Source organism: Paenibacillus sp. HW567 (assembly GCF_000374185.1).
In the GTDB taxonomy this organism is placed as follows: Bacteria; Bacillota; Bacilli; order Paenibacillales; family Paenibacillaceae; genus Paenibacillus_AQ.
Genome location: NZ_KB910518.1, coordinates 283686 through 306553, shown reverse-complemented (window position 1 = coordinate 306553; position 22868 = coordinate 283686). Strand labels below are relative to the sequence as shown.

At 53.2% G+C, this 22868-nt stretch carries 22 protein-coding genes; 9 read left to right on the top strand and 13 right to left on the bottom strand.

Features of this window, described 5'->3' with window-relative positions; translation table 11 throughout:
* Window positions 1-320: 320 nt before the first annotated feature.
* Entirely contained in the window at window positions 321-881 is a 561-nt protein-coding gene (locus B212_RS0101620; protein WP_019908524.1) for a GbsR/MarR family transcriptional regulator, read from the bottom strand.
* Between the two features lie 220 nt (window positions 882-1101).
* Between B212_RS0101620 and B212_RS0101615 the strand changes: the two genes are divergently transcribed.
* The 6 genes from B212_RS0101615 to B212_RS0101590 all read left to right on the top strand — a co-directional run bounded on the left by B212_RS0101615 (window position 1102) and on the right by B212_RS0101590 (window position 6575).
* Window positions 1102-1983 carry a carbohydrate ABC transporter permease gene (locus tag B212_RS0101615; RefSeq protein ID WP_051128212.1) on the top strand — a complete coding sequence of 294 codons (882 nt, stop codon included), beginning with the start codon at window positions 1102-1104 and terminating at the stop codon, window positions 1981-1983.
* A gap of 32 nt (window positions 1984-2015) precedes the next feature.
* Window positions 2016-2858: a carbohydrate ABC transporter permease gene (locus B212_RS0101610; protein WP_019908522.1), complete on the top strand. Its 843-nt coding sequence runs from the start codon at window positions 2016-2018 to the stop codon at window positions 2856-2858.
* Between the two features lie 33 nt (window positions 2859-2891).
* A complete protein-coding gene (locus tag B212_RS0101605) occupies window positions 2892-4238 on the top strand; it encodes an ABC transporter substrate-binding protein (protein WP_019908521.1) in 1347 nt (448 codons plus the stop codon).
* A 94-nt stretch (window positions 4239-4332) separates the two neighbouring features.
* The gene (locus tag B212_RS30515) at window positions 4333-5313 is read left to right on the top strand and encodes an HAD family hydrolase (protein WP_019908520.1); all 981 of its coding nucleotides are present in this window, start codon (window positions 4333-4335) and stop codon (window positions 5311-5313) included.
* On the top strand, window positions 5310-5651 hold the full coding sequence (locus B212_RS0101595) for a DMT family transporter (protein ID WP_019908519.1): 342 nt from the start codon (window positions 5310-5312) through the stop codon (window positions 5649-5651). The genes B212_RS30515 and B212_RS0101595 overlap by 4 nt, the downstream gene beginning before the upstream one ends.
* Window positions 5652-5675: 24 nt before the next feature.
* Window positions 5676-6575, top strand: coding sequence for a metallophosphoesterase family protein (locus tag B212_RS0101590; protein ID WP_019908517.1), 900 nt, complete (start codon window positions 5676-5678; stop codon window positions 6573-6575).
* A 56-nt stretch (window positions 6576-6631) separates the two neighbouring features.
* On the opposite strand, the gene B212_RS34250 is transcribed toward B212_RS0101590, so the two are convergent.
* The 12 genes from B212_RS34250 to B212_RS0101530 form a co-directional block, all read right to left on the bottom strand.
* Window positions 6632-7087, bottom strand: a complete 456-nt coding sequence (locus B212_RS34250) for a hypothetical protein (protein WP_156830046.1) — start codon at window positions 7085-7087, stop codon at window positions 6632-6634.
* 100 nt (window positions 7088-7187) lie between these two features.
* The gene (locus B212_RS0101580) at window positions 7188-8018 is read right to left on the bottom strand and encodes a MetQ/NlpA family ABC transporter substrate-binding protein (protein WP_019908514.1); all 831 of its coding nucleotides are present in this window, start codon (window positions 8016-8018) and stop codon (window positions 7188-7190) included.
* A gap of 54 nt (window positions 8019-8072) precedes the next feature.
* Window positions 8073-8735: a methionine ABC transporter permease gene (locus B212_RS0101575; protein ID WP_019908513.1), complete on the bottom strand. Its 663-nt coding sequence runs from the start codon at window positions 8733-8735 to the stop codon at window positions 8073-8075.
* The gene (locus B212_RS30510; protein ID WP_084673215.1) at window positions 8728-9489 is read right to left on the bottom strand and encodes a methionine ABC transporter ATP-binding protein; all 762 of its coding nucleotides are present in this window, start codon (window positions 9487-9489) and stop codon (window positions 8728-8730) included. Before B212_RS30510 ends, B212_RS0101575 begins: the two co-directional genes overlap by 8 nt.
* A gap of 265 nt (window positions 9490-9754) precedes the next feature.
* Complete coding sequence (locus B212_RS0101565; protein WP_019908510.1) at window positions 9755-10768, bottom strand: endo-1,4-beta-xylanase; 1014 nt, start codon at window positions 10766-10768, stop codon at window positions 9755-9757.
* 25 nt (window positions 10769-10793) lie between these two features.
* Window positions 10794-12371 carry a family 43 glycosylhydrolase gene (locus B212_RS0101560; RefSeq protein WP_019908509.1) on the bottom strand — a complete coding sequence of 526 codons (1578 nt, stop codon included), beginning with the start codon at window positions 12369-12371 and terminating at the stop codon, window positions 10794-10796.
* A 40-nt stretch (window positions 12372-12411) separates the two neighbouring features.
* On the bottom strand, window positions 12412-13371 hold the full coding sequence (locus B212_RS0101555) for a carbohydrate ABC transporter permease (RefSeq protein WP_019908508.1): 960 nt from the start codon (window positions 13369-13371) through the stop codon (window positions 12412-12414).
* 1 nt (window position 13372) lies between these two features.
* Window positions 13373-14341, bottom strand: a complete 969-nt coding sequence (locus B212_RS0101550; protein ID WP_019908507.1) for an ABC transporter permease — start codon at window positions 14339-14341, stop codon at window positions 13373-13375.
* A 99-nt stretch (window positions 14342-14440) separates the two neighbouring features.
* Window positions 14441-16126 (bottom strand): sugar ABC transporter substrate-binding protein, encoded by a 1686-nt coding sequence (locus B212_RS0101545; RefSeq protein ID WP_019908505.1) that lies wholly within the window; start codon window positions 16124-16126, stop codon window positions 14441-14443.
* 117 nt (window positions 16127-16243) lie between these two features.
* Window positions 16244-17782, bottom strand: coding sequence for a response regulator (locus B212_RS0101540; protein ID WP_019908504.1), 1539 nt, complete (start codon window positions 17780-17782; stop codon window positions 16244-16246).
* Window positions 17779-19596: a sensor histidine kinase gene (locus B212_RS0101535; protein WP_019908503.1), complete on the bottom strand. Its 1818-nt coding sequence runs from the start codon at window positions 19594-19596 to the stop codon at window positions 17779-17781. The genes B212_RS0101540 and B212_RS0101535 overlap by 4 nt, the downstream gene beginning before the upstream one ends.
* A gap of 17 nt (window positions 19597-19613) precedes the next feature.
* Window positions 19614-21155: a response regulator gene (locus B212_RS0101530; RefSeq protein WP_019908502.1), complete on the bottom strand. Its 1542-nt coding sequence runs from the start codon at window positions 21153-21155 to the stop codon at window positions 19614-19616.
* A gap of 195 nt (window positions 21156-21350) precedes the next feature.
* Between B212_RS0101530 and B212_RS0101525 the strand changes: the two genes are divergently transcribed.
* From B212_RS0101525 to B212_RS34245, 3 genes are all read left to right on the top strand, one after another.
* Complete coding sequence (locus tag B212_RS0101525; RefSeq protein WP_019908501.1) at window positions 21351-21716, top strand: Na-translocating system protein MpsC family protein; 366 nt, start codon at window positions 21351-21353, stop codon at window positions 21714-21716.
* A 165-nt stretch (window positions 21717-21881) separates the two neighbouring features.
* Window positions 21882-22436: a UbiX family flavin prenyltransferase gene (locus B212_RS0101520; protein WP_019908500.1), complete on the top strand. Its 555-nt coding sequence runs from the start codon at window positions 21882-21884 to the stop codon at window positions 22434-22436.
* A 22-nt stretch (window positions 22437-22458) separates the two neighbouring features.
* On the top strand, window positions 22459-22794 hold the full coding sequence (locus tag B212_RS34245; protein WP_198015821.1) for a hypothetical protein: 336 nt from the start codon (window positions 22459-22461) through the stop codon (window positions 22792-22794).
* Window positions 22795-22868 lie beyond the last annotated feature (74 nt).

The following is a 22868-nucleotide window of genomic DNA, read 5'->3' as shown; positions in this document are numbered from 1 at the left end:
TCACATGCAAAAAACCCTCAATACGGAATCCGCAGGAGGGTTGCTTAAGCGCTGCTGGCCCGATAAATGTATTTGCTACAATTATAAGACCGTGCAGTCTCCTATTATTGGCTTTAGATGCAGTCTGTACAGTTAAAAAAAGACCATATGCTCCTTTTGCCGGGATCAGCCTTATATAAGTGTACCAAGTGCAATTAATTCCGTTTTGCGGCCGATTTCTTCCCTTATAGCTGTATAGAATGCAGTTAGGGCTGAAAAATGGCGCCTCCGCCAAGCTACAAACGAACCGAAGAGATGAGGTTTCCCAGGATAACGGAACTTTACTCCCTTCCGGGAAGCCCGCCGAACATCGTTCCTATCTCCAGACCGTCCACGAACCGCTGCAGCCAGACATAATACTCCACTGCGTGCCGCAGCTTGTCCAAATCTCTCTGGCAGGCCTGCCGCTCCTCTGCAGAAATGTCCTCCGCCTCCATCAGCGCCTGAAGCTCCGGCATCGCCGTCCCCATCGCCTCCTGCATGATATCAATCTCCCGCTGCAGCTTCAGAGTGAAAAAGTTCTTGAACGCCTGAAAGAAATCCGTCTCCGCCGCATACAGCTCCTTACGCTCGCGTTTCTCGTCCAGCTTGGTCACCATCCGGGAAGCGATGAGGGAACGGACGCCATAGCTCATGTTGCTTTTGCTCATATTCATAACCTGCTTCATTTCCTCCAGCGTCATCGGCTTGTCCTCAAAGAACATAATCCCGTAAAGCTGCCCGAAGGAATAATTCGCTCCATACAAGTCCATCGTCTGCGCAATTGCATCAATCATAGGACGCAGGAGCTGCTCACGCTGAGATAAATGCTGGTTGTCCTCGCCAAATACTGCCTGTTTCATCCGCTGCACCTTCACTCTAATTAGAATCGTTCTCTCTAGATTACACAAAACTGAAGCTTCATGGCACTATTTCTGCAAATTTTACACAAGTTCCGAACGATCTTTACTTCCGCTTGACCACAGCATCGCATCATGAGTGTACAATTTTTTTTGAACGGAGGAGCTTGCCTCTGAATTATACCGCAAAACAAAGAAGATGGAATGGGGTATCAGAACGAAAATGACACGCTCAAAGCTTATCAGCGGCTTGAAGCCGGTGCTGTTCACCCTGCCGGCCATGGTGCCGTTCGTCGTGTTCTGGCTGGCGCCGCTGCTGTATGTGCTGTATCTCAGCTTCACGGAGTGGGACTTCATGAGCCCGGAGAAAACCTTTGTAGGTCTGCAAAATTATACAGATCTTCTCAGCAACCCGGCCTTTTACAAAGCCCTGAGAGTCACTTTGCTCTTCTGTGCAGGCAGTGTGCTGCCGGTCATCCTGATCGGACTGGGACTTGCCCTGCTGATGAACCGCAAGCTTAAAGGCTCCGCCCTTTACCAGGTGCTGCTGTTCTCCCCCTGGGTCACGCCGACTGTTGCCGTATCTATCATCTGGTCGTGGATTTACGAGCCGGAGGTCGGGCTTGCCAACACGGTGCTTGATTTCCTGGGACTGGACAAAATCGGCTGGCTGCAGGACCCCAAATGGGCGCTCATCGGCGTGCTGCTTGTGACCATCTGGAAATCGGTGGGCTGGGCGATGATTTTTTATCTGGTGGCGCTGCGGAATGTTCCTTCCGACCTGCTCGAAGCCGGGGAGCTTGACGGGGCAAACGCTGTGCAGAAATTCATCCGCATCACACTGCCGCTGATCTCGCCAACCACCCTGTTTCTGTTCGTGGTGCAGCTCATCCAGGCGCTTCAGGCCTACGATCAGATCAATGTGCTGACACAGGGCGGCCCTTCCGGTTCTACCCGGACCTTGCTGTATTTGTATTATCAGTCCGCTTTTGAATCCTTCCAGATCGGAGAGGCTTCCACTGTAGCCGTTGTTCTTGTGTTCATTTGCATGCTGCTGTCGGTATTCTCGCTTAGCATCAGCAAACGGACCACGCATTATCAATAATCAGGTGTTGTGTATAAAGGAGGTCTTACCGCTTGCGTACGATCACACGGCTGGGCGGGCTGTCCCGCCATCTGTTTTTTGCAGCCCTTGCCCTGCTCATGGCGTTCCCATTCTACTGGATGGTCACCAGCGCGCTGAAAACCAATGATGAAATCTGGCGTTCCCCGCCTACCCTCTGGCCTGAGGTGCCGCTCTGGGGCAATTTTGCTGCGGCCTGGCATGAAGCGCCGTTCGCAAGGTACATGGGCAACAGTATTCTCGTCGCCACTTCCATTGTCATTCTGCAGACGATCAATTCAGGCATGATGGCATACGCGCTGACGCATATGAAATTCCGCTGGAAGGGGATTTTCTCCGGGGTAATCCTGTTCGGTTATATGGTTCCGGCTACAGCGGTGTACCTCCCCGGCTATCTTGTCTTGTCCGAGCTGCACCTGCTGGATTCTTACGCCGGCCTGATTCTCTCCAACTGCGTGAGCGTCTTCTCGATCTTTCTGATCAGACAAGCGTTCCTGCAGGTATCACATGAGCTGGTGGAGGCCGGCGAGGTTGACGGCGCATCCCATATGCGGATTCTCTGGACGGTGCTGGTGCCGGTTACGCGCTCTTCTTTTGCCGTACTTGCGCTGATCACCTTCATTGATCAATACAACAATTATTTCTGGCCGATGCTGATTACCAAGAACCCTGATCTGCAGCTTGTATCCGCCGGTCTGCGCAGCTTTTTCGTGGAAGGAGGTGCTTACGGGTTACAATGGCCGCTAATCATGGCCGCCAGCGCCTTCACCATCGCCCCGCTGCTGCTTGTCTTCCTGCTGGCGCAAAAAACGATTATGCAAAGTGTCAATATGACCGCAGGCGCAAGTAAAGGCTGAAATCTTATATTTTATCCAAAGAGGAGAATGATGATGAACGTATTAAAAAGGTTGTCCGCAGTATCCATGATTGCCGGTTTCACCGTGCTCACAGCTTGTGGCGGAAATTCCGCTTCTAATAATACTACGGAAGGCAGCGCTGCCTCAGCAGCTCCTGCGCAAGACGCCGCTCCTGCCCAAAGCGCACCCGTCACTATCGAATTCTGGTATGGACTCGGCGGTAAGCTTGGGGAAAACATGGAATCGCTCATTCAGAAATTCAACGCCTCGCAGCAGGAGGTTATCGTCAAAGGGATTGTACAGGCCGACTATACCGAAACCGAGCAGAAGCTCCAGGCAGCCATCGCTACCGGAAAAGTGCCTGCGGCTGTGCTGTCCTCCAATGTAGACTGGGCGCGCAAGGGTTATTTTGCACAGATGGATGATCTGATCGCCAAGCAGGCGGATTTCAATAAAGAGGATTTTGTCCAGACCTTCCTGAACCAGGGACAAGTCGACGGCAAGCAGTATTTCCTTCCGATGTACGGAACGACACAGGTTATGTATTACCGGAAGGATGCTTTTGAGAAGAGCGGAATTGACGCCAGCAAGCTCAAGACTTGGGAGGATCTGGCAGCAGCCGCTGAGAAAATGGCTGTCCAAAGCGGCGGCAAAACAACCTTCTACGGCTGGGAGCCGATGTGGGGCTCCGGCAACATGGTTGATGCCGTATTGAGCAAGGGCGGCAGCATTCTTAGCGAGGACGGAAAGAAAGTAACCCTTGACTCGCCCGAGTGGGTTGAGACCTGGGATCTGTTCCGCAAATGGATTCATGAGGACAAGACCATGCGTATTCACTCCGGCGGACAAGGCTGGGAGTACTGGTACAAGACGATTGACGATGTGATGAAAGGCCAAGCGGCAGGCTACACCGGCTCCAGCGGCGACCAGGGCGATCTGGATTTCAGCATTGTCTCGGCAATGGAGCAGCCGGGCTGGGCCGGAGTGGGTGAAGGCAAACCGGTGGCAGAGGCCATTATGGCCGGTATTCCCGCCAAAGCCGGAGATGCCGAGAAGCAGGCCGCGATGAAGTGGCTGACCTATTTCACGAATTCCGAGAACACCGCCTCCTGGTCGATCAACACCGGATATATTTCTGTCCGCCAATCTGCGCTCAAAGATCCGGCATTCGTCTCCTTCAGCGAGAGCAACCCGCAGATCAAGGTGCCGTTGATGCAGGCATCCCACGCCTCCGCCCCTTTCCAGGACCCTACCGGGGGCAAAATCAGCGATGCGCTCAAAATCGCTGCCGACAAGGTGCAAATTGAGAACATTCCGGCAGCCGAAGCGCTCAAGGAAGCGCAGGCCACCGCTCAGGCTGCTCTGGATAAAGTGAAATAAGCAAGAAATCTAAGATGATTCCAAAAAGGGAGGCCGCCGTCCTGTGCAAGAGACGGCAGCTTCCCGTGAAATTTTAACATAAAGGGGCGGCGACATGCCTAAGCTTATCACTTCGAAAGGAGTCACGGCGGTATCCGCGATTCTGTTCGACAAGGACGGCACACTGCTGCAGTTCGTCTCTCTGTGGGGGAGCTGGAGTCACTGCTTCCTGGAACAGTTCACCCGGCAATTGGAACAACGGGGGCTCGCATTTCCGGCTTCCTCCCTGCCCTCCCTGCTGGGTACCGTTCACGATGCCGAAGGCAGCATTACAGATTATGACCGCAACGGTCCTCTCGCCATGGGCACAATGAATGATCTCTACGCTATTCTGGCCTGGCAGGCTTATCAGCTCGGCTTGTCATGGGCCGAATCAAAAGAACTGGTGGATCTCAGCCGCGAGGAGGCAGATGCCCTGCTGGAGCGGACCCGTCCGGTGCTTCCGCTTCCCGGCCTGCTCCGCTTCCTTGACGACTGCGCGGCTTCGGGCATGCCAATGGCCGTAGTCACTGCCGACGAAACGGCAGCGGCGGAGGCACATCTCCGCTGGCTCGGCATCCGCGGGTATTTCTCCGCCGTGATCGGCACAGACCAGGTGGAGCGCGGCAAGCCGTTCCCCGACATGGCGCTGCTCGCCTGCGAACGGCTGGGTGTAGAGCCTCGCGCGGCCGCCGTGATCGGCGACACGAACGGCGACATGCGGATGGCCAAGGCCGCCGGGGCGGCTGTGGCCATTGGCATTGCCGGCGCGGTTGGCGTGGCGGCGGACGCGGTTTGCGGCGTGGCCGGAGTGACGGCGGGCGCGGTTGACGGGGCGGCCAGCGGGGCGGCGGGGGCGGCTCGCGGCGTGGCCGGAGTGACAGCGGACGCGGTTGACGGGGCGGCCAGCGGGGCGGCGGATGCGGCTCGCGGCGTGGCCGGGGGTACGGGGATTAGCCGTACAGCGGAGACGACGGCTGCGCGGGAGCTTTTGCCGGATGCCGATTGTATCGTGCAGTCTTATGCCGAGCTTAGCATTGAAAGGATTGTACCTTGAGGGCCGAGGGGGCCTGGGCCTGGGTTTTTCTGGCGCTGGCTATTATCTTCGAACTGTCGGGAACCCTCTCTATGAAAATCTCTCATGGCTTCACCCGCTTCTGGCCCTCCGTGCTGATGTTTCTCTTTTACGGGATTAGCTTCACCTCACTGAACGTTGCGCTGACCTCCATCAAGGTTGGAGTAGCTTATGCGGTATGGTCAGGGGCCGGAATCATTCTGATCTCTGTGGCGGGTACGGTGTTTTTCGAGGAGCGGATGTCTCTGTCCTCTGTGCTGTGGGTGACCGTCATCGTCGCCGGAATTGTGGGACTGAACATTAGCGCCAAAGGGCATTAATTACTGAAGGAGGTTTCCTTGCCAATGAGTACAAACGAATCGGGCGGACAACAGCCGCTGCTAACCTTTCAAATTATTACGGATACCCATGTCACTGCTGATCCTGCGCATGAGTACAATCTCAATTTCGAGCGGGCGCTGCATGATCTTGCCGTTCATGCTCAGGGCAGCAGCGGGATCATGCATATTGGAGACATTACGGATCATGGTTTCAGGGAGGAATATGAAGAGGTCCACCGCATCCTGCGGCTGTATCAGGCTGAGCTGCCGGAGATTCATTTTACGCTAGGGAATCATGACGTTGGCCTGGGCCACTGGGAATCCCGCCTTGAGATGTACACTTCAAGCATGGGAATGCCCGGCCCGTATCACGACCATTGGATCGGCGGATATCATTTTATTTTTCTTGGAACGGAGGAAGGTCTGCCAACGTTCTGTCATCTGTCGGACGAGCAGCTTCACTGGCTGGATGGTAAGCTTGGAGAACGGCAGGAGAGCGGCCAGTCGATGGATGGACAAGCAATGAGGGAACAGCCTGTTTTTCTTTTTCTGCACCAGCCGTTGAAGGACACGGTAGCCGGATCGCTGGAATCTCAGGAGTGGTACGGGGTTACTCAAGATCAGGATCTGCGCTCCATACTGTCCAAGCACCCGCAGACTCTTCTATTTACCGGGCACACCCACTGGGAGCTTGAGGTAGACAACACCATGTATCCCGGAAACGGGGAGACGGCCACCATGTTCAATGCTGCTTCTGTTGCCTACCTTTGGACCAATGCAGATGAGCATAAGAGCGGCAGCCAAGGCTTCTATGTGGAAGTCTACCGCGACAAAGTCCTTGTAAAGGGACGGGATTTCACCACAGGAAGCTGGATTGAATCCGCGCAGTATGAGGTTGCTGCGTTGGTAAAGGCACACGGCTAGTGCCTCTGGAGAAGCTTGGCTTCCACAACGAAACATCTGAGTAGCCGGATTCATTGTTAAAAAAAGCAGCCGTTCTCCATGAATGAACTGGAGAGCGGCTGCTTTGTGTTGCCTGCTGCTGTACAGCCCGCATCAGCAGGCGATGGATGAAACTGGGCTGAGCTGGCCAGTTTCGTAGCGTCTGGCCCCGGGGGACGCTCTAACAACGGCGTTTCTGCCGTTGTTTCGGCCCGCAGCCCGGGGCGTCGTTCTAACAACGGCGTTTCTGCCGTTGTTCCGGCCCGCAGCCCCGGGGGACGCTCTAACAACGGCGTTTCTGCCGTTGTTTCGGCCCGCGGCCCCGGGGGGCGCTCTAACAACGGCGTTTCTGCCGTTGTTTCGGCCCGCGGCCCCGGGGGGCGCTCTAACAACGGCGTTTCTGCCGTTGTTCCGGCCCGCAGCCCCGGGGGACGCTCTAACAACGGCAGTTCTGCCGTTGTTCCGGCCCGCAACCCGGGCGAGCGCTCTAACAACGGCAGTTCTGCCGTTATTCCCCGCCTGTCCGCGCCGGAGTTGCACCACCGGCAGCGGCCTACAGCGTCGCTCGCTGGGCTACCCAGCTATCACGCTTCCTTAAAATGCGGGCAGCGCGATATCCGCATAATTGTCTTCAAGGAACTTTTTCACTTCCGGGCCGCTGATGCGTTTCGCCAGCTTTTGGATAGCGTCAGAGTCCTTGTTGTCCTCCCGTGCCACCAGAGTGATGGTAAATTCGGAATCATCACCTTCCGTGATCAGCGCATCCTTCTTCGGCGTCAGCCCAAGCGGGCTGGCATATGCCGGAGTCATGGCTACCAGGTCAGCATCATCCAGCATGCGGGCGAGCATCAGCAGATCGACCTCCTGGAACTTGAATTTTTTGGCGTTCTCGGTGATGTCGGCCTGAGTGGCCTTAATGCCCACATTATCCTTCAGCTTAATCAATCCCGCCTTGGCGAACATTTGCAGGGAGCGTCCGATATTCGACGGATCATTCGCCATTACCAGCGTTGCGCCATCCGGCAGATCGGCAATGTTCTTATAACGCTTCGAGTAGCCGCCGTAGATTGCATCATATACAGGCTGAACCGGTACGAGCTTTGCGCCTTTGCTGGCATTGAACTGTTCCATGTAAGGCACATGCTGGAAGAAGTTCGCGTCCACTTCCTTATTTGCCAGCGCCTCATTCGGCTGCACATTGTCAGACAGGATGACGACCTCCATGTCTACTCCGTCTTCCTTCAGCAGCGGTTTAACGATATCCAGGATATCGGTCATTGGCGGAATAAGCGATGCTACCTTTATTTTGACAGGCCCGGTGCTGGTCGCAGCCGGTGTACTTTCGGCTTCCTTGTTGTTACCACAGCCCGCGGCAATCATAACCAGTACGAGCAGCATCAGCGTAAATTTCATTGTTTTTTTCATTTGTTCAGTAACCCCCACTATTCTTCTATTTGATTCATAAAAACGGGCCATTTCTCAGCGTTTATCCAGCAGTCTGGCCAGCGTACTCCCGGTAAATTGTATCATCTGCACCAGTACGATCATCACGAGAATCGCATAGACCATCACTGCGGTCTCAAAACGCTGATATCCATAACGGATGGCGAAATCGCCAACTCCGCCGCCCCCAACCACACCCATAACGGTCGAGAAGGAGATGAAGCTGATCGTTGCGGCCGTCAGTCCGAGCACCAGGCCCGAACGGGCCTCCACATACAGAAATTTGAAAATCAATCCAAGCTTCGACGCCCCCATAGCCAGTGCAGCCTCAACCGTCCCTTTTGGCACCTCCAGCAAAGACTGCTCCACCAGCCGCGAATAATACGCTATAGCAATGATGGACAGCGGCACTGTAGCCGCCATTGTACCGATGGCCGTACCCACCAAGAGACGGGTGAACGGAATCAGGGCCACCACCAGCAGCAGGAACGGGAACGAACGGACCACGTTGACGATGCTGTTCAGCGTAAGCGACAGCGCCCTGTTCTCATAAAGCTGGCCCTTGCGGCAAAAATACAGCAAAGTCCCCAGCGGAAGCCCCAGCAGCACCGCTGCGCCTACCGAAATGCCCACCATCACAAAGGTTTCCCCGATGGACTGCCACATTTGATCCTGAAATTTCAGCATATTCTCAAGCATGAGCTTCCCCAGCCTTCCCCGTAATCCGCTCCCGGTACGAACCGGAGTATGCATCCGGCGGAAGAAAACCGCTCTCCGCACGGGAAAAGGAATCGACAATTCGTCCCGCTTCCATTACGGATACATCCGTACAGATGCTCCGAACGACGTCCAGCTCATGGGTAACAATGACTATGGTTACGCCAAGTGCAGCGTTAATATGCTGAAGCACGCCAAGAAGATCCGCCGTTGTCTCAGGGTCCAGCGCAGAGGTCGGTTCGTCGCACAGCAGCAGCTTCGGGCTGTTCGCCAGCGCGCGGGCAATCGCCACCCGCTGCCGCTGCCCTCCGCTAAGCCGGGCCGGATACTGCTCCGCCTTGTCCGCAAGACCGACAAATTGCAGGCATTCCCGCACCCGCTCCATCCGTCCGCTGCGCGGCATTCCGGCCAGCTCCAGCGGAATAGCCACATTCCGGCTGACGGTGGCGTTGCCTACCAGATTGAACTGCTGAAAGATCATGCTGATGGTGTGCCGCTCCTTGCGCAACAGCTTTTCCGGCATAGCTGTCAGCAGCCTGCCGTCCACCTCAACCGTGCCTGTATCGGGACGTTCCAGCAAATTGATCAGCCGCAGCAGGGTGGATTTACCGGCTCCGCTGGCTCCGATAATGCCGTGAACAGCTCCTGTACGCACTTCAAGCGATACCTTATCGACCGCAGTATAGCGGCCTTCCTTCAGGTTGAAGCTTTTGCTTACCCCGTTCAGCGATAGAATATGAAGCCCTCCTTCCAGACCGCCCAGACTATAGCCTTTGAGTTTCCAAAATGTGTACTACCATTATTTAAAAACTGTTTTATTAAAAATCTCTTTAAATAATAAGGTATTTTCTCCGCTGTGTCATCATTTTTTTAGAAATGATATACCAAAAGGGCCCTTTCTCTCCCGCAAAAGCGTGGTGCAGCCACAATAGCCGCACGCCAAAAACACCGCTGATGCGAAATCAGCGGTGTTGTCATCGGTACGCTCTAACCCTCTTATGTCAGCCCTTCAAGCCAGCCAGCCGGTGGAAGGCAGCCTTTGGCTGATGCCCTTCATCGAACAGAAACGGCCAGTTCTTCCGGCCCCGGACCGGAAAATCATTCAGCCAGGTGTAATCATCCGCCGCTCCCCAGAAGGTGACGGACGAGATCACCTCGCGGTATTCCTTGAGCAGCCGGAACATGGCTTCGTAACGCTGTGCCTGCAGCTCCAGCAGCTCCGCCGGAGGTGCCTTGAGATCAGCCCGCCGGTCCTCGAAGCGGAATACAGACATATCTAGCTCCGTGAGCTGGAGCTGAAGCCCGAGCGAAGCATATTTCTCAATTGCCGTACGAACCTCATCGAGTGACGGATCATATACATTCCAGTGTGCCTGCAGGCCAACGCCGTGTACCGGAACCCCTTGCTCCAGCAGCGATTTCAGCAGGGTATAGATTTTGTCCCGCTTATGCGGGTGTGACTCATTATAATCGTTGTAGAACAGCAGCGCCTGGGGATCGGCGGCATGGGCGAATTCGAATGCTGCGGAGATGAAGCCGGGACCGGCAATCTCCAGCCACTTCGACGGGCGGAGAAGCTCTTCGCCTTCGTCGGCAATAACTTCATTGACCACATCCCAGGCGTAAATATCGTCTTTGTAGCGCCCCACTACCTTGTGGATATGCGATTCCAGCCGCTCCAGCAGAGCTTCCCTGCTGACCGTACCGCCTTTTCCATCCGCAAACAGCCACTCAGAGGTCTGATTATGCCAGACCAGCGTATGCCCGCGCATCGCCATCCCATGCTTCCGGGCAAAAGCGGCCAGCTCGTCCGCCTCTCCAAAGCGGTATACCTCTTCCTCAGGATGCAGACGCTCGAACTTCATCTCATTCTCGGCGGTGATACTATTGAAATGATATGCCAGCAAATGCCCCTGTGAGCGGATCGTATGCGGATTCACTGCCGCGCCGATCCTGAAATCCCCGGCAAAAAGGGTCTTCAGCGCAGGCTCCGTGAAATCCTTGCTCTCTCTCATATTAGTGCCTCCTCGCAACGCTTACTTATAGTCCCCGATAATAAAGCCAGTCGAAGTACGCCGGCTGCTGCGCGGTCTTCCCGCCTCCCACAGCATACAGGCCAGTTACTACTCCAGTGAAATTGTTGCCCTCTACGGCCTGGGGAGACAAGGCATAAGCTTCTCCGGCAGCCAGCTTGCTCCACTCCTGACCATCCAGGGAATACAGCAGCGAATATTCAGTCCGGTCAGCGGCAATTTTCAAATACACGCCCGCCCCTTCCACCGGAACCTCGGCTGCAAGCTGTGTTTGTCCTTTTACCGTCAGATATGCAGCAATTACGTTATGCCTGTCTCTATGCTCCAGACAAATCTCGTAATGCGTCTGCTCGTTCATCCGGGCGCACAATCCGGCTGCTGTACCGTCCCCCGGGGCTTCCAGCTCCAGCAGAGTGCTCCATTCCGCCTCCATGTGCTGCTGTCTTCTGCCTGCAAAGGCCATCTGTCCGATATCCCCCGGACCAGCGGCCTGTCCGTACAGCGCAAGCCAGCCCGGACGCTCCGTAAGCGACCAGCTTCCCTCCGCCGGATTGCGCACAAAGGTCAAGGCAAACGGCAGCGCAGGCTCATCAAAATCGTATTTCGATGCAGATTCTGCTACTGTCTCCGGCAATTGTTCCGTTCCCGATTCCGCTGGAGAAATATGCCAGGCGTTCATCTCCAAACCAACTGTTCCCTCGTTGTTGTCAATCATCGGCCAGCCGTCCTCCGTCCAGTTCACCGGAGCCAGGAACGTCTCCCGTCCAAGCACACTGAAGCCCGCCTCCCCGGGGCGGACGCCAAGAAATACAGCCCACCACTGACCCCCAGGCCCTTCAATCAGATCGGCATGGCCCAGATATTGAATGTGATGCGGTATCGCGTTATGGGTCAGGATTGGATGGGGCAACTGTTCAAAGGGACCGTATGGAGAAGTACCGCGTCCGATAATCTCACGGTGCTCCGGCCCGGTTCCCCCAGAGGCGGTCATTATATAGTACAGACCATTAATGGCGTACAAGTGCGGGCCTTCCGCCCAAGGTCCACCGTCCCCGGTCCAGATGACCACTGGCTCAGACAAAGCTTCCCCGGTAGCGATATTTATTTCGTACTGGATAATGTGGGAGTCATACCCTGCTCCCTGTTGAACCGTGACATATACTTTGCCGTCATCATCGAACATCAGCGACGGGTCTATCCCTCCAAAGGGAACGGTAATCGGATCTGACCACGGTCCCGCCGGGTCCGCAGCCGTCACATAAAAGTTCCCGATGCCGCTCACATTCGTAGTGATCATATAGAACAGGCCGTCGTGATAGCGGATGGTCGGCGCATAAATGCCCCCGGAGCTTGCGCAGCTTCGGATATCCAGTTGGCTGATCCTATCCAGCACATGGCCGATCTGCGTCCAGTGGATCAGATCCCGGCTGTGAAAGATTGGCACTCCGGGAAAATACTCGAACGAGCTGCATACCAGATAATAGTCCTCCCCCTTGCGGGCGATGCTGGGATCAGGATAAAAACCCGGCAGCACCGGGTTTTTGTAAAATATTTTTGCTGACGATAATGAAGAACTGTTCATCATATTTAGCCAACCTTCCAGCTTCCCGTAAATAACGTCGAGCTTATTCTTTTACACTGCCGACATTCAGGCCCACTACAAAATATTTCTGCATAAAAGGATATACCACCAAAATCGGCAAGGAGGCTACTATCGTAATCGCCGCCCGAATTGAGATCGGGGTCACCATTGCCCTCGCGGAATCCTTGTCCATCCCCACCCCTGCGGCAACGTTCGGGTTGCTGTTCGAATTCATAGTGGTGGACAGCAGCTTCATCAGCTCATACTGCAGTGTGCTTAGACTTTGCTTGGAGGACGTGTAGATAAAGGCATCGAACCAGGAATTCCATGCCCCTACCGCCACAAACAGCGCAATAGTTGCCAGCACCGGCTTACATAACGGGAACACGACACGCATGAAGATTTTGAAGTCGCCTGCGCCGTCGATCCGGGCCGATTCCATCAGGCTTTCCGGCAGGGTCCCGATATAAGTGCGGATAACGATCATATTAAAGGCACTGATCATCGACGGGAAGATATATACCCAGAAGCTGCCCAGCAGGTTAAGATCCTTGATCAGGAAATACCCCGGAATCAGACCGGCGCTGAAATACATCGTAAGCACGAAGATCACGGTAATCGGCTTGCGGAACACATATTCCTTACGGCTCAAGGTGTACGCAAGCATCGTGGTCAGAAAAATATTCAGAATCGTCGAGAGCACCGTCCGCGCCACGGAAATCCAGAACGCATTATAGATTGTGCCGGAGGCGAAGATGGCCTTGTAATTCTGCGTGGTCCATACTCTCGGCCACAGATAGATGCCGCCGCGGATGGTATCATTACCCGCATTGAATGAGACGGCAATCGTATTAATGAACGGATATAAAGTAACGAGTACCAGACAAATCATGAATACCGTATTGAAGCTATGGAAGAGCACCGGCTCCAGTCCGCTGGGTCTCAGTCTTTTTCTCACAGATACGCCTGCTCCTGCGCCAGGACTAATTTGCTGATTCGCCATACTATAACAACCTCTCTTCCCCAAGCCGTTTTGCCGTGAAGTTGGCCATCAGCAGCAAGGTGACGCTAACGACTGTCTTGAAGATTCCGCCTGCGGTGGCGAGGGAATAGTTCCCTTGGGCGATCCCGTATTTGAGTACGAAAATATCAATCGTCTCTGACCAATCCACGACAAGCCCGTTGCCAAGCAGGTACTGCACTTCAAAGCCCGCTTCCAGCACATGGCCTACCGACATAATCAGCAGAATGACAATCGTAGCTTTAATCCCCGGAAGGGTCACGAACATCATTTTTTTGTAGCGGCTGGCGCCGTCAATTTCTGCGGCTTCATAGAGTGCAGGGTCGATGGAGGCAATGGCGGCCAAATAAATAATCGTATTCCAGCCGACCTCCTTCCAGACATGCGAAGCCCCTACAATGCCCCAGAAGTATTTGCCTTCACTGAGCCACAGAATCGGGTCCTTGATCAGATGCAGCTTCATCAGGACAATGTTGACGATCCCGTCATTGATGGAGAGTGACGTAGCCACAATTCCGGTAACAATAATCCAGGACAGGAAGTGAGGCAGATAGGAAATGGTTTGCACTATTCTTTTCCAGAATACTTTGCGAATTTCATTCAGCAGCAGTGCAAGTACAATCGCGGTGACAAACCCGAGTACCATGTTGATAATCCCCATCGCCAGCGTATTGCGCAGTACACGGATGAAGTTATCATCTGTAAACAGGAACTTGAATTGCTTGAAGCCCACCCACTCCTGCTCACTGAAGGAACGGCCCGGCCGGTAATTCTGAAAAGCCATGGTCCAGCCCCAGACAGGGACGTAGGCAAAAAGAATAATATACAGCATTAAGGGAACAGACATCCAAATCAACTGGTTCTGATTTTTGATCAGCGACCATGTGACGGGCTGCTTCTTTTTTTTCTTTGGATGCCGGACGACACTTTCTTTCCCTAAGGTCTCATCCATATTAGTTGGTCTCCCCACCAATCATTTTAATGCAGAAGGTGAGGACCGGCTTTCGGTCCCGCACCTCCTGTTACTTCTCCTGCTAACTGAGCGCCCTGACTATTTGCTCCAGTTTTTAATTCTCCATTGAATTTGCTCGTTGATCTTGTCTTCATAGGCCTTCACATTAGCCTTCTTGACTTCACCCACATAATCGTTCCAGACGGACTCGAAATCACCCGTATTTGCGAGTATGGCTTTCGGCAGGAACTTGGTGGACAGCTCATTCAGCTTAGTGCTGGCAATTTTGGCATCGGAGCCTTCTATGAGGTCAATAGACCAGGCTGGATAATAAACTGGGTTGGCTGGTGGTGGACTGAAGAAGTCCACATAGCTTTTGAATCCGTATGCAGCAAGAACTTCCTTGTCGAAAGGCTTCAGACTGGCTGCATATTCTTCAGGCTGCGCTGCCGCATCTGTAGAGTTGCCATCGCTAAAGCTGCCTTCAATCTTAGGCAGGTAGGTAAAGAAGGTCTTTGCCTTGTTAGCCATCTGCCAAGTCGGATCAGAGGCATTATCCCGCTGCTCCTGGGTTTTCATAAATCTGCCGTCCTTGACAATGTAGTCCTCACCCTCAACCCCCCACGAGAAGGTCTTCTGCCAATCCTCACTGATCAGCGTATCAAGCAGCTTGATAATCTTCACAGGGTCCTTGGCATTGATGCTGATTCCGAAGCCATTGTTCAGGTTCAGTACTGCAAGATCGCGATAGTAGTCTTTGGTGGATGCATCATAGACCAGCGGAAGTCCAACATAGGTACGCTCGATCTTCCCTTGTGTGGTCAAAGAATCCTCTGCAGCGTTGAAGTTCCAGTGTTGGTCGAACATGCCGAGAACCGAACCGCTGGACAGTTTCGCCATATACTGGTCGTAGTTCTGGACGAAGGTTTCCTTGTCAATCAGTCCCTGCTGATTCATATCATTCAGCTTCTTGTAGTATTTCTTCGCATAATCTTTATCTGCGAAAATTTCTGCTTTACCGTCCGTCACCACAACACCGCCATCATTTGGATGGCCGATCAAGTGCTGAGGGGCGTTAAGCAGACCCCAGTTTTTCCAGTCATAGTTAAGTATTTCGAAGCCAATGGTCGGGCTTCCGTCAATCTTCGGATATTTTTCTTTGTATTTGGCAATCAGGTCAAAGTATTCATCCAGTGTTTTAACTTTTGGATAACCGAATTCCTTGAGCACAGCCTTTTGAATCCAGAAGGCCGGTCCCGAATACCATGAGCTCTTGACTTCCCCGTTGTACACACCGTAGTTCGGCAGAATGTAGATATGTCCGTCATTCGGGTCCTTCATCATGTTCCAATAGTCTGCGTAATGCGCTTTCAAATGAGGAGCATATTTCTCAATAAGATCCTCCAGCGGAATATAGGCACCTGCCGCTGTAAGCTTCGTATTCCCCGTCATCACATCCGGGTAATCCTGCCCTGCGATCATAACGCCGAGCTTCTGGTTAATATCCCCGGCCAAATATTCGAAATTAAAGTTGGCTCCTGTTTCTTCCTTGATCTTCTTGAAGATTTTGTTGTCCGGTGTCGGCGGCTGGCCCGCTTCTCCGATGAAGACGCTGATGTCGAACGGCTCAACCTTGCCATCTGTACTAGCCGCTTGTGTAGCACTAGCCCCGTCATTCTTCGCGGCATTCTTGCTGTTATTGCCGCCGCAGCCTGCCAGTGTGAAGCTTAGGGATAGCAGAACAATCAAGGATAGCTTAAATACGTTTTTCGACTTGCCCCCCATAAAGCACCTCCATATTTGGTTTGCACAACTTATTTTGTAAGCACTTACATATATGAATTATAGAGGTGGAGCAGCCTGGAAAATACGACCGAACTAAAGGTGTACCCCCCAAAAAGTTTAGAACTTTCCATTGCGGTAGTGCCCGGGACCCATTCCCTTTTTCCTCTCAAATTGCTTCAAAAACTGTCCATAGTTAGAATAACCTACCTGTTCCGCGATCTCTGAAATCTTATACGTATTCTGGCGAAGCATCGCCGCAGCCTCTTCAATCCGCAGGTTATGGAGCTGCTCATGGAAATGAATTCCGTTCTTCTTGCGGAGCAATTGCCCAAGATATACCGGATGCAGATAGAAGATTTCCGCCAGCTTTTGTATCGTCAGGCTTTCGCGGTAATGCTCCTCGATATATTGATTGATCTTCCGCACAATTCCGTATGAATTCCGGTCCTGCTCCTGAATAAGCAGGTCGATTCCGGCCTCCCCGCACATCAGCAAACGGTCCATCAGCCCGGTTAATGAAATCATGTTTTGCGGAATTTCAGCAGCGCCAATGCCGCCCGGCAGGGCCGACTTCCGGCCTCCGCCCTCCTCCGGGGTAAGCTCGAAGATCCGGTACATGATATGAATGACCAGCTTTTTCACCACCTCGGGAGCTATACGCTGGTCACGGAAGCTTCGGGCAGCCGCTGCTGCCGCATGCCGGAAGCCTTCCAGGTCCAGTGTGTTAACAGGTCCCATAATGGCATCCATAAGCCGGATATGATCATAGTGATAGCTGAACGGCCTGTCCTGAATGTCCTGGTAAGCCAGAAAGCCGTAAGGCTCCGGTTGGTAAAAGAAATGCATAAGCGCTTCCTTCGCCGTATGATAGCTGTCCGCCAGATGGAGCGGGGAGGACACAGCAGCTCCAGCCGCTATGAGCAGGGGTTGATCCGCATAGCTCTGCTGCAAGGGAGTCCGCACAGCTTCCGCCGCTTCGGCTTCCCGGGAATGATCTCCAGCGCCATATACGATGGCGAAGCTGCTTGCATCCAGATCTATCAAATACATAGCCGCTTGCCCGGCTGCGAGGGCTGCCGCACTCCCTCTCAGTTCCGGGTGCAGGTCCGGCACGGTCTGGAACAGAATAACATTCCACGCTTCCATTCCCTCCGGCAGCCCCGCCGGAAGCTCCGGCTCTCCCTTATCCTCCGGCTTAAGCTGCATCAGCGCCTTTAGCTGCGTTGCCGTTTCCTCCAAGGAAGCGATTTGATTCATCATCGCCTTGCGCCGCCCCTGCTCCAGCTCCTCATATATTTCCTGCAGCTCTTCAGCAGCCTCCTCCGGAAAAATCGGCTTCAGCAAATAATGATGTATGCCATGCCGGATGGCGGCCTGGGCATATTCAAATTCGCTGTAGCCGCTTAATATGGCGAACCGGATAGCCTCTGGCTCTTCCTGCCGCCAGGCGGCAACCATCTCCAGCCCGTTCATCACAGGCATGTTCACGTCCGTAATGACCAAGTCCGGCTGTAGCAGCCTCATCTGCTGCAGCCCCTCCCGGCCATTCTCGCAGGTCCCGCAGATCTCGAAGCCCAGCGCCTCCCAATCAATCCATAACAGCAAGCCTTCAAGGCTGCTTGGCTCATCATCAATCAACAGCACCTTATATTTCATAATCCTCCCTCACCTTCAAGCGGGTTCAGCCGCTCCAGCAGCCGGAGCGGGATGCCAAAGGTAACCAGCGTTCCCTGGTCCGGCGCACTGATAATCTCAAAGCGGACCTGATCCTCGTAATACAATTCCAGCCTGCGGTACACATTGCGCAGCCCGATATTTGCCCCCGAGGAATCCTCAGTCCGGATGGCATTGAGCAATTCCTTGAGTCTGTCTGCTTCTATCCCTTTGCCGTTGTCGGAGATGGTAATCTGCAGACGGTTCTCCTCCACGGCAGTCTTCACTGTGATAATGCCCAGCCCTTCGATCGTCTGCAGCCCATGCTTGCAGGAGTTCTCCACCAGCGGCTGCATGCTCAGCTTCGGAATCTTGTACTTGCGCGACTGCTCGTCAATCTCAAAGACATAGTCGAATTTGTCCCTGAACCTGAATTTCTCAATCTTCAGATACATCTCGGTAAAGATAATTTCCTCATCCAGCGACACCAGATCCTCTTTCCAGCTAAGAAGCCTGCGGAGCAGCTTGGATAAGCTTTTCACAATATCCGTCACGTCGGAATAGTTGTTCTTGGTGCAGACGACCAGGATGGCATTGAGTGTGTTGAACAGAAAATGGGGGTTCATCTGGCTCTGCAGGAAATTCAGCTCAGCTCTGACCCTCTCCATCTCCAGATTCTTTTTCTGAATCTCCAGCTTGTACACATCATTGATAAGCGAATTGATCCGGGTGGTCATCCGGTTGAAGTTATGGATCAGCCCGCCAATTTCATCCCGGCCCTCGTCAATGCGGATCAGCTCGAATTTCTCGTTCGTCACCTTCTGCATATGTCTGGACAGCCGTTTGACCCGGTAGTTGTAGGATCTTAGCATCACATAGATAAAACCGCTGGTCAGCAAGGTAATTGTGGTCGCCAAAAAAGCGGCATACAGCCGCATATCCAGCACCGCCTGGGTAATCCGCTCGCCCTGGGTAATCCCGACAAGCTTCCAGCCCTTCAAATAGCTGGCCGTACCCACCGCCACAACACGAACATCCTCCTCCCGGTCATCCATCTGCTTGAAGAGCGGATAGGGGTCCTGGGTCACCCGCTGGTAGCCGCTGTCCGCCGACATCACAATCTGATTCTGATCATTGACCAGATAGAGACTCAGGTAATCTTTTTCACGGACAATGACGTCATAGATTTCGCTGAGATCCAGATCAATCCGCAGCAGCTTCTCGTATTTATTGTATGCGCTGTATTTCTCCATCGTCTCAAGGACGCTGAGGGTGGGAACTGAAGCGGTGCTGCCGTTCTCGCTCGTACGGTAAGCGGTAACAATGAGCTGATTGTGCGAGGTGCGCAACTGGTTGTACCAGTCACTGCTCCAAACCCGCTCATCCATGACCTGATAGTTGCTCCCGGATACAATCGTCTGATTGTTCGTGAACACTGTGATCCGCTCAATCTGATTGTTCACCGGCATATAGCTGTTCATCCGGTCCCGCAGTTGTTCGTCAAAGGCACTGTAGAAATCAATAGAATCCTTATAATTCCGGTCCAGCATTTCGTACAGGTTCTTATCTGCGGCCAGCGTATAGCTGACGGCAACTCCGCCCTCGATATAATCATGGATATCCTTCCGCGCTCTCTCCAGTGAAATTTCCAGGTTCTGCTGCTCTCGTGATTTGATCAGGTCGGTAATCCGGCCCAGAAACACAAGATTAATAATCATAATGGGCAGCAGCACGCCCACGAAGTAGATCAGGAAAAATTTATAGTTCAGCGGAATGTCATTGACGAAATGGGCGAATCTGAATCTCTTTTTCTCCATGGCACGCACCGGCTTTCTTAGAGCTGCTTATTCTTATCTGCATGTTTATAGACAGAGGGCGGAACGCCAACAATCCCCTTGAATTTATCAATAAAATAATCCGTATTCGAAAATCCGACCTGCTGCGCGATATCCGATATTTTTAGCTGCGTCCGCTTCAGAAGGCCTTTGGCGGCTTCAATCCGCTTCTCATTTACGTATTCGCTGAAGCTGCGCCCCGTTTCCTTGCGGAAAAGCTGTCCCAGGTAGGTGGAATTCATATGGAAATGCCTCGCCAGGTCCTGGAGCTGCAGCTTGCCCCGAAACTCAAGGTCCACGTATTGTATGACGTTATACATCGTGTTCCCTTCATTCGCCCGCTTCAATTCCGCCAGATAAACTGCGGTCTCCATACACAGCTTGTGCACATAATGGCTCAGCAGAAAATAATCCCCCAGCCCGCCTAAATTTCCGTGCTCCGCCTGCAGCTTGCCCATGATCCGGTCAGGATCGCCATTTCTCTCCTTCATCTGCCGGCATAGGGTTATTTCCAGATGGGCAACCTCGGCCTGGACCTCTTCAACCGTCAACAGCTCCCCGGCAAATACAGCGAAGGCATCCCTGACGTCTGGCAGCAGATCTGCCATATCGCCGGCTTTAACCTTCTGCAGCAGCTCTTTGAAGCTGTCCTCATGGATTTCCCGCTCATTCTTGGGCTTTTTCAGGTCACTGTAATAAAAGATTCTGCTCTTCTCTCTCCTGTACTTCAGCTTCCACACCTCAAGGGTCTGCAAGTACAGCTCACGAATAGAGCCGATTCCTCTCAGCCTGTCGCTGACAACCACGGCGACAGGCTCCGGCTGCCGCTCTGCAAGCTCCCTTTGCAGCAGAACAGCGGCTGCATCCAGACTTTCCGGTGTGAGCGACGCCGACTGGACAAGCAGGCCGTGTCTTCCCTCACTATCCTGAAAGGCACAGCTCAGCTCCCGCGGAAACCCCTCGCTTGTACTCAGCACTGCATCGAATCCGGAGGAAGCGGCAGGAATAAGAATACATACCAGTTCAGTATCCGGCTGCAGCTTCAGCAGATGGTGCGCCAAATGCCTCAGCTCTTCGTTGTCTTCGCCCTGAATGAATCTTCCCAGCAGATGACTGCAAATTGAGGCCTGTCTTATGCGGCTCTCATTCTCGGAAGCGATTTCATTTTGAATCAAACTGCTGAGCCTGCTGAGCAGCGTCCCGATTTCCTCATCATCAATCGGCTTCAGCAGATATTGCTCCACCCGCTGGCGCAGCGCTGTCTTGGCATAATGAAAGTCATCATAGCCGCTGAGAATTACAAAGCGCGGGGGCTTCTCCATAACTTCATTCAGCCGGGTGATCAGTTCCAGGCCATTAATGGCGGGAATGTTGATGTCCGTCAGAACCAGATCCGGCTGCTGCTCCTGAATCAGTCTCAGCGCATCCGGCCCGTTAAGGGCTTCCCCGCATACCTCGAAGCCGCATCTCTCCCAGTCCACCATTGTTCTCAGCCCTTCAAGCACCCACGGCTCATCATCAACAACGATTACTTTTAGCATAAACCCTGCTCCCTTTCCCCTATTATAGAAAGATGTGTCAGTAAAATAATATAAATTATGCTAGCACACTTGGATAATGATGTGAAACATAATATGTAGCAGGAAAACGTGTTAGACAACATAACATCATTGTTTACATTTTGATTTTTTTCTCTATAATTCTGTATAAAGGTTTTATAAGGGAAGTGAAAATACATGTCGGTGGCCGGGCTTCTGTCATCCAATGAATTCAAGAAACGCTTGTCCCGCTGCTATAATGAAGTGCACAAGGAATTGTATGGTGTGGGAGTGACTCAGCTCAAGATCGAAGCTGCCGGTGAAGCGATGATTATGTTCCTGGTTAAGCATCAGCGGGTGACCGCGCTGCGGGCGCTGGAGGAGCATTATCCCGAGCTTAAGCAGTCCGTCGATGCCGCTCTCCACCAGGAGTTCAAGCAGCGGATACAGAGGAAGCTCACCGATGAGCTGGGCCTGACGGTCACAGGAGTGCTGCGGGATTACGATCCCGGAACGAACTGGGCCTGTACAATTGTGATTAGTGAAGCCGGTTCAGAGCAATGATGCAGGATTTATCTTGCTGGCCTCCTGCTGACCCGGCGAAAAATAAGGCTTGCCCGATTTCTGTTCACAGACTGAAGGAAGCCGTTGATTAGAGAAGGTCTCTATTTCAACGGCTTCTTTTTTTGTTTCTGCAACGCAAAATCCATCCCCAAAGGAGCATAAATCATGAAAATTATAGTCGGCATTACAGGAGCCAGCGGGGCAATTTACGCCTATTCGCTGATCCGCAGCCTCCATCAGCTTGGAATCGAAACCTATGTCATAGCGACCGGCGCCGGTGAAAACGTGCTGAAATACGAATGCGGCGCCCGGATGCAGGAGATCGCCGAATATGCCACCGTGCTGCACAATAACGACCTGTTCGCCCCTGTAGCGAGCGGGTCGTTCAAGACGGACGGCATGGTGATCATTCCCTGCTCGATGAATACACTCGGCGCTATTGCGAACGGCATGGGCGACACGCTGCTCAGCCGTGCAGCCAGCGTGGTGCTCAAGGAGAAGCGCAGGCTGATCATTGTGCCGCGCGAGACGCCGCTGCACCTGATCCATCTGGAGAATATGCTGCGCGTTGCCCGCGCGGGAGCGGATATCATGCCCGCGTCTCCGGGCTTCTACAATCATCCGAAGGAGATTTGGGAGCTGGTGAATTTCATGAACGCCCGCGTCCTTGACGCGCTCGGCATTGATCATGATCTGATGAAGCGGTGGGGCGAAGCCTAGCGGTGGGGATATGGACGGGAGCGTGAACAGCGGTGTCAACGTCCAAGAACCAATTGACTGGCGGTGCTTAGGAACAACGGCATTTCTGCCGTTGTTCCTAAGCAAACTGAGCGGTCACGCTTCAATAACGGCATTTCTGCCGTTGTTACTGAGCAAACCAGCCGTTCATGCTTCAATAACGGCATTTCTGCCGTTGTTACTGAGCAAACTGACCGGTCACGCTTCAATAACAGCATTTCTGCCGTTGTTACTCAGCAAACTGACCGATCCCGCTTCAATAACAGAGTTTCTGCCGTTGTTACTGAACAAGTTCATCATTTTGATTATGTCATTTTCATCATTTCGCTATCGCTTCTAAGATGTGTTGCTTATATTCGACAGCGAGGAAATGAATTTCCTTAGTTTAACTTACATAGAGAACGATAGTAAAAA

What these genes read in the sequence shown, in the direction of transcription:
- B212_RS0101560 (WP_019908509.1), bottom strand. Translation starts at nt 12,371, where the DNA reads ATGATGAACAGTTCTTCATTATCGTCAGCAAAAATATTTTACAAAAAC.
- B212_RS0101540 (WP_019908504.1), bottom strand. Translation starts at nt 17,782, where the DNA reads ATGAAATATAAGGTGCTGTTGATTGATGATGAGCCAAGCAGCCTTGAA.
- B212_RS0101530 (WP_019908502.1), bottom strand. Translation starts at nt 21,155, where the DNA reads ATGCTAAAAGTAATCGTTGTTGATGATGAGCCGTGGGTGCTTGAAGGG.
- B212_RS0101525 (WP_019908501.1), top strand. Translation starts at nt 21,351, where the DNA reads ATGTCGGTGGCCGGGCTTCTGTCATCCAATGAATTCAAGAAACGCTTG.
- B212_RS0101615 (WP_051128212.1), top strand. Translation starts at nt 1,102, where the DNA reads ATGACACGCTCAAAGCTTATCAGCGGCTTGAAGCCGGTGCTGTTCACC.
- B212_RS0101520 (WP_019908500.1), top strand. Translation starts at nt 21,882, where the DNA reads ATGAAAATTATAGTCGGCATTACAGGAGCCAGCGGGGCAATTTACGCC.
- B212_RS0101620 (WP_019908524.1), bottom strand. Translation starts at nt 881, where the DNA reads ATGAAACAGGCAGTATTTGGCGAGGACAACCAGCATTTATCTCAGCGT.
- B212_RS0101550 (WP_019908507.1), bottom strand. Translation starts at nt 14,341, where the DNA reads ATGGATGAGACCTTAGGGAAAGAAAGTGTCGTCCGGCATCCAAAGAAA.
- B212_RS30515 (WP_019908520.1), top strand. Translation starts at nt 4,333, where the DNA reads ATGCCTAAGCTTATCACTTCGAAAGGAGTCACGGCGGTATCCGCGATT.
- B212_RS0101605 (WP_019908521.1), top strand. Translation starts at nt 2,892, where the DNA reads ATGAACGTATTAAAAAGGTTGTCCGCAGTATCCATGATTGCCGGTTTC.
- B212_RS0101565 (WP_019908510.1), bottom strand. Translation starts at nt 10,768, where the DNA reads ATGAGAGAGAGCAAGGATTTCACGGAGCCTGCGCTGAAGACCCTTTTT.
- B212_RS0101545 (WP_019908505.1), bottom strand. Translation starts at nt 16,126, where the DNA reads ATGGGGGGCAAGTCGAAAAACGTATTTAAGCTATCCTTGATTGTTCTG.
- B212_RS0101580 (WP_019908514.1), bottom strand. Translation starts at nt 8,018, where the DNA reads ATGAAAAAAACAATGAAATTTACGCTGATGCTGCTCGTACTGGTTATG.
- B212_RS0101535 (WP_019908503.1), bottom strand. Translation starts at nt 19,596, where the DNA reads ATGGAGAAAAAGAGATTCAGATTCGCCCATTTCGTCAATGACATTCCG.
- B212_RS0101555 (WP_019908508.1), bottom strand. Translation starts at nt 13,371, where the DNA reads ATGGCGAATCAGCAAATTAGTCCTGGCGCAGGAGCAGGCGTATCTGTG.
- B212_RS0101575 (WP_019908513.1), bottom strand. Translation starts at nt 8,735, where the DNA reads ATGCTTGAGAATATGCTGAAATTTCAGGATCAAATGTGGCAGTCCATC.
- B212_RS0101590 (WP_019908517.1), top strand. Translation starts at nt 5,676, where the DNA reads ATGAGTACAAACGAATCGGGCGGACAACAGCCGCTGCTAACCTTTCAA.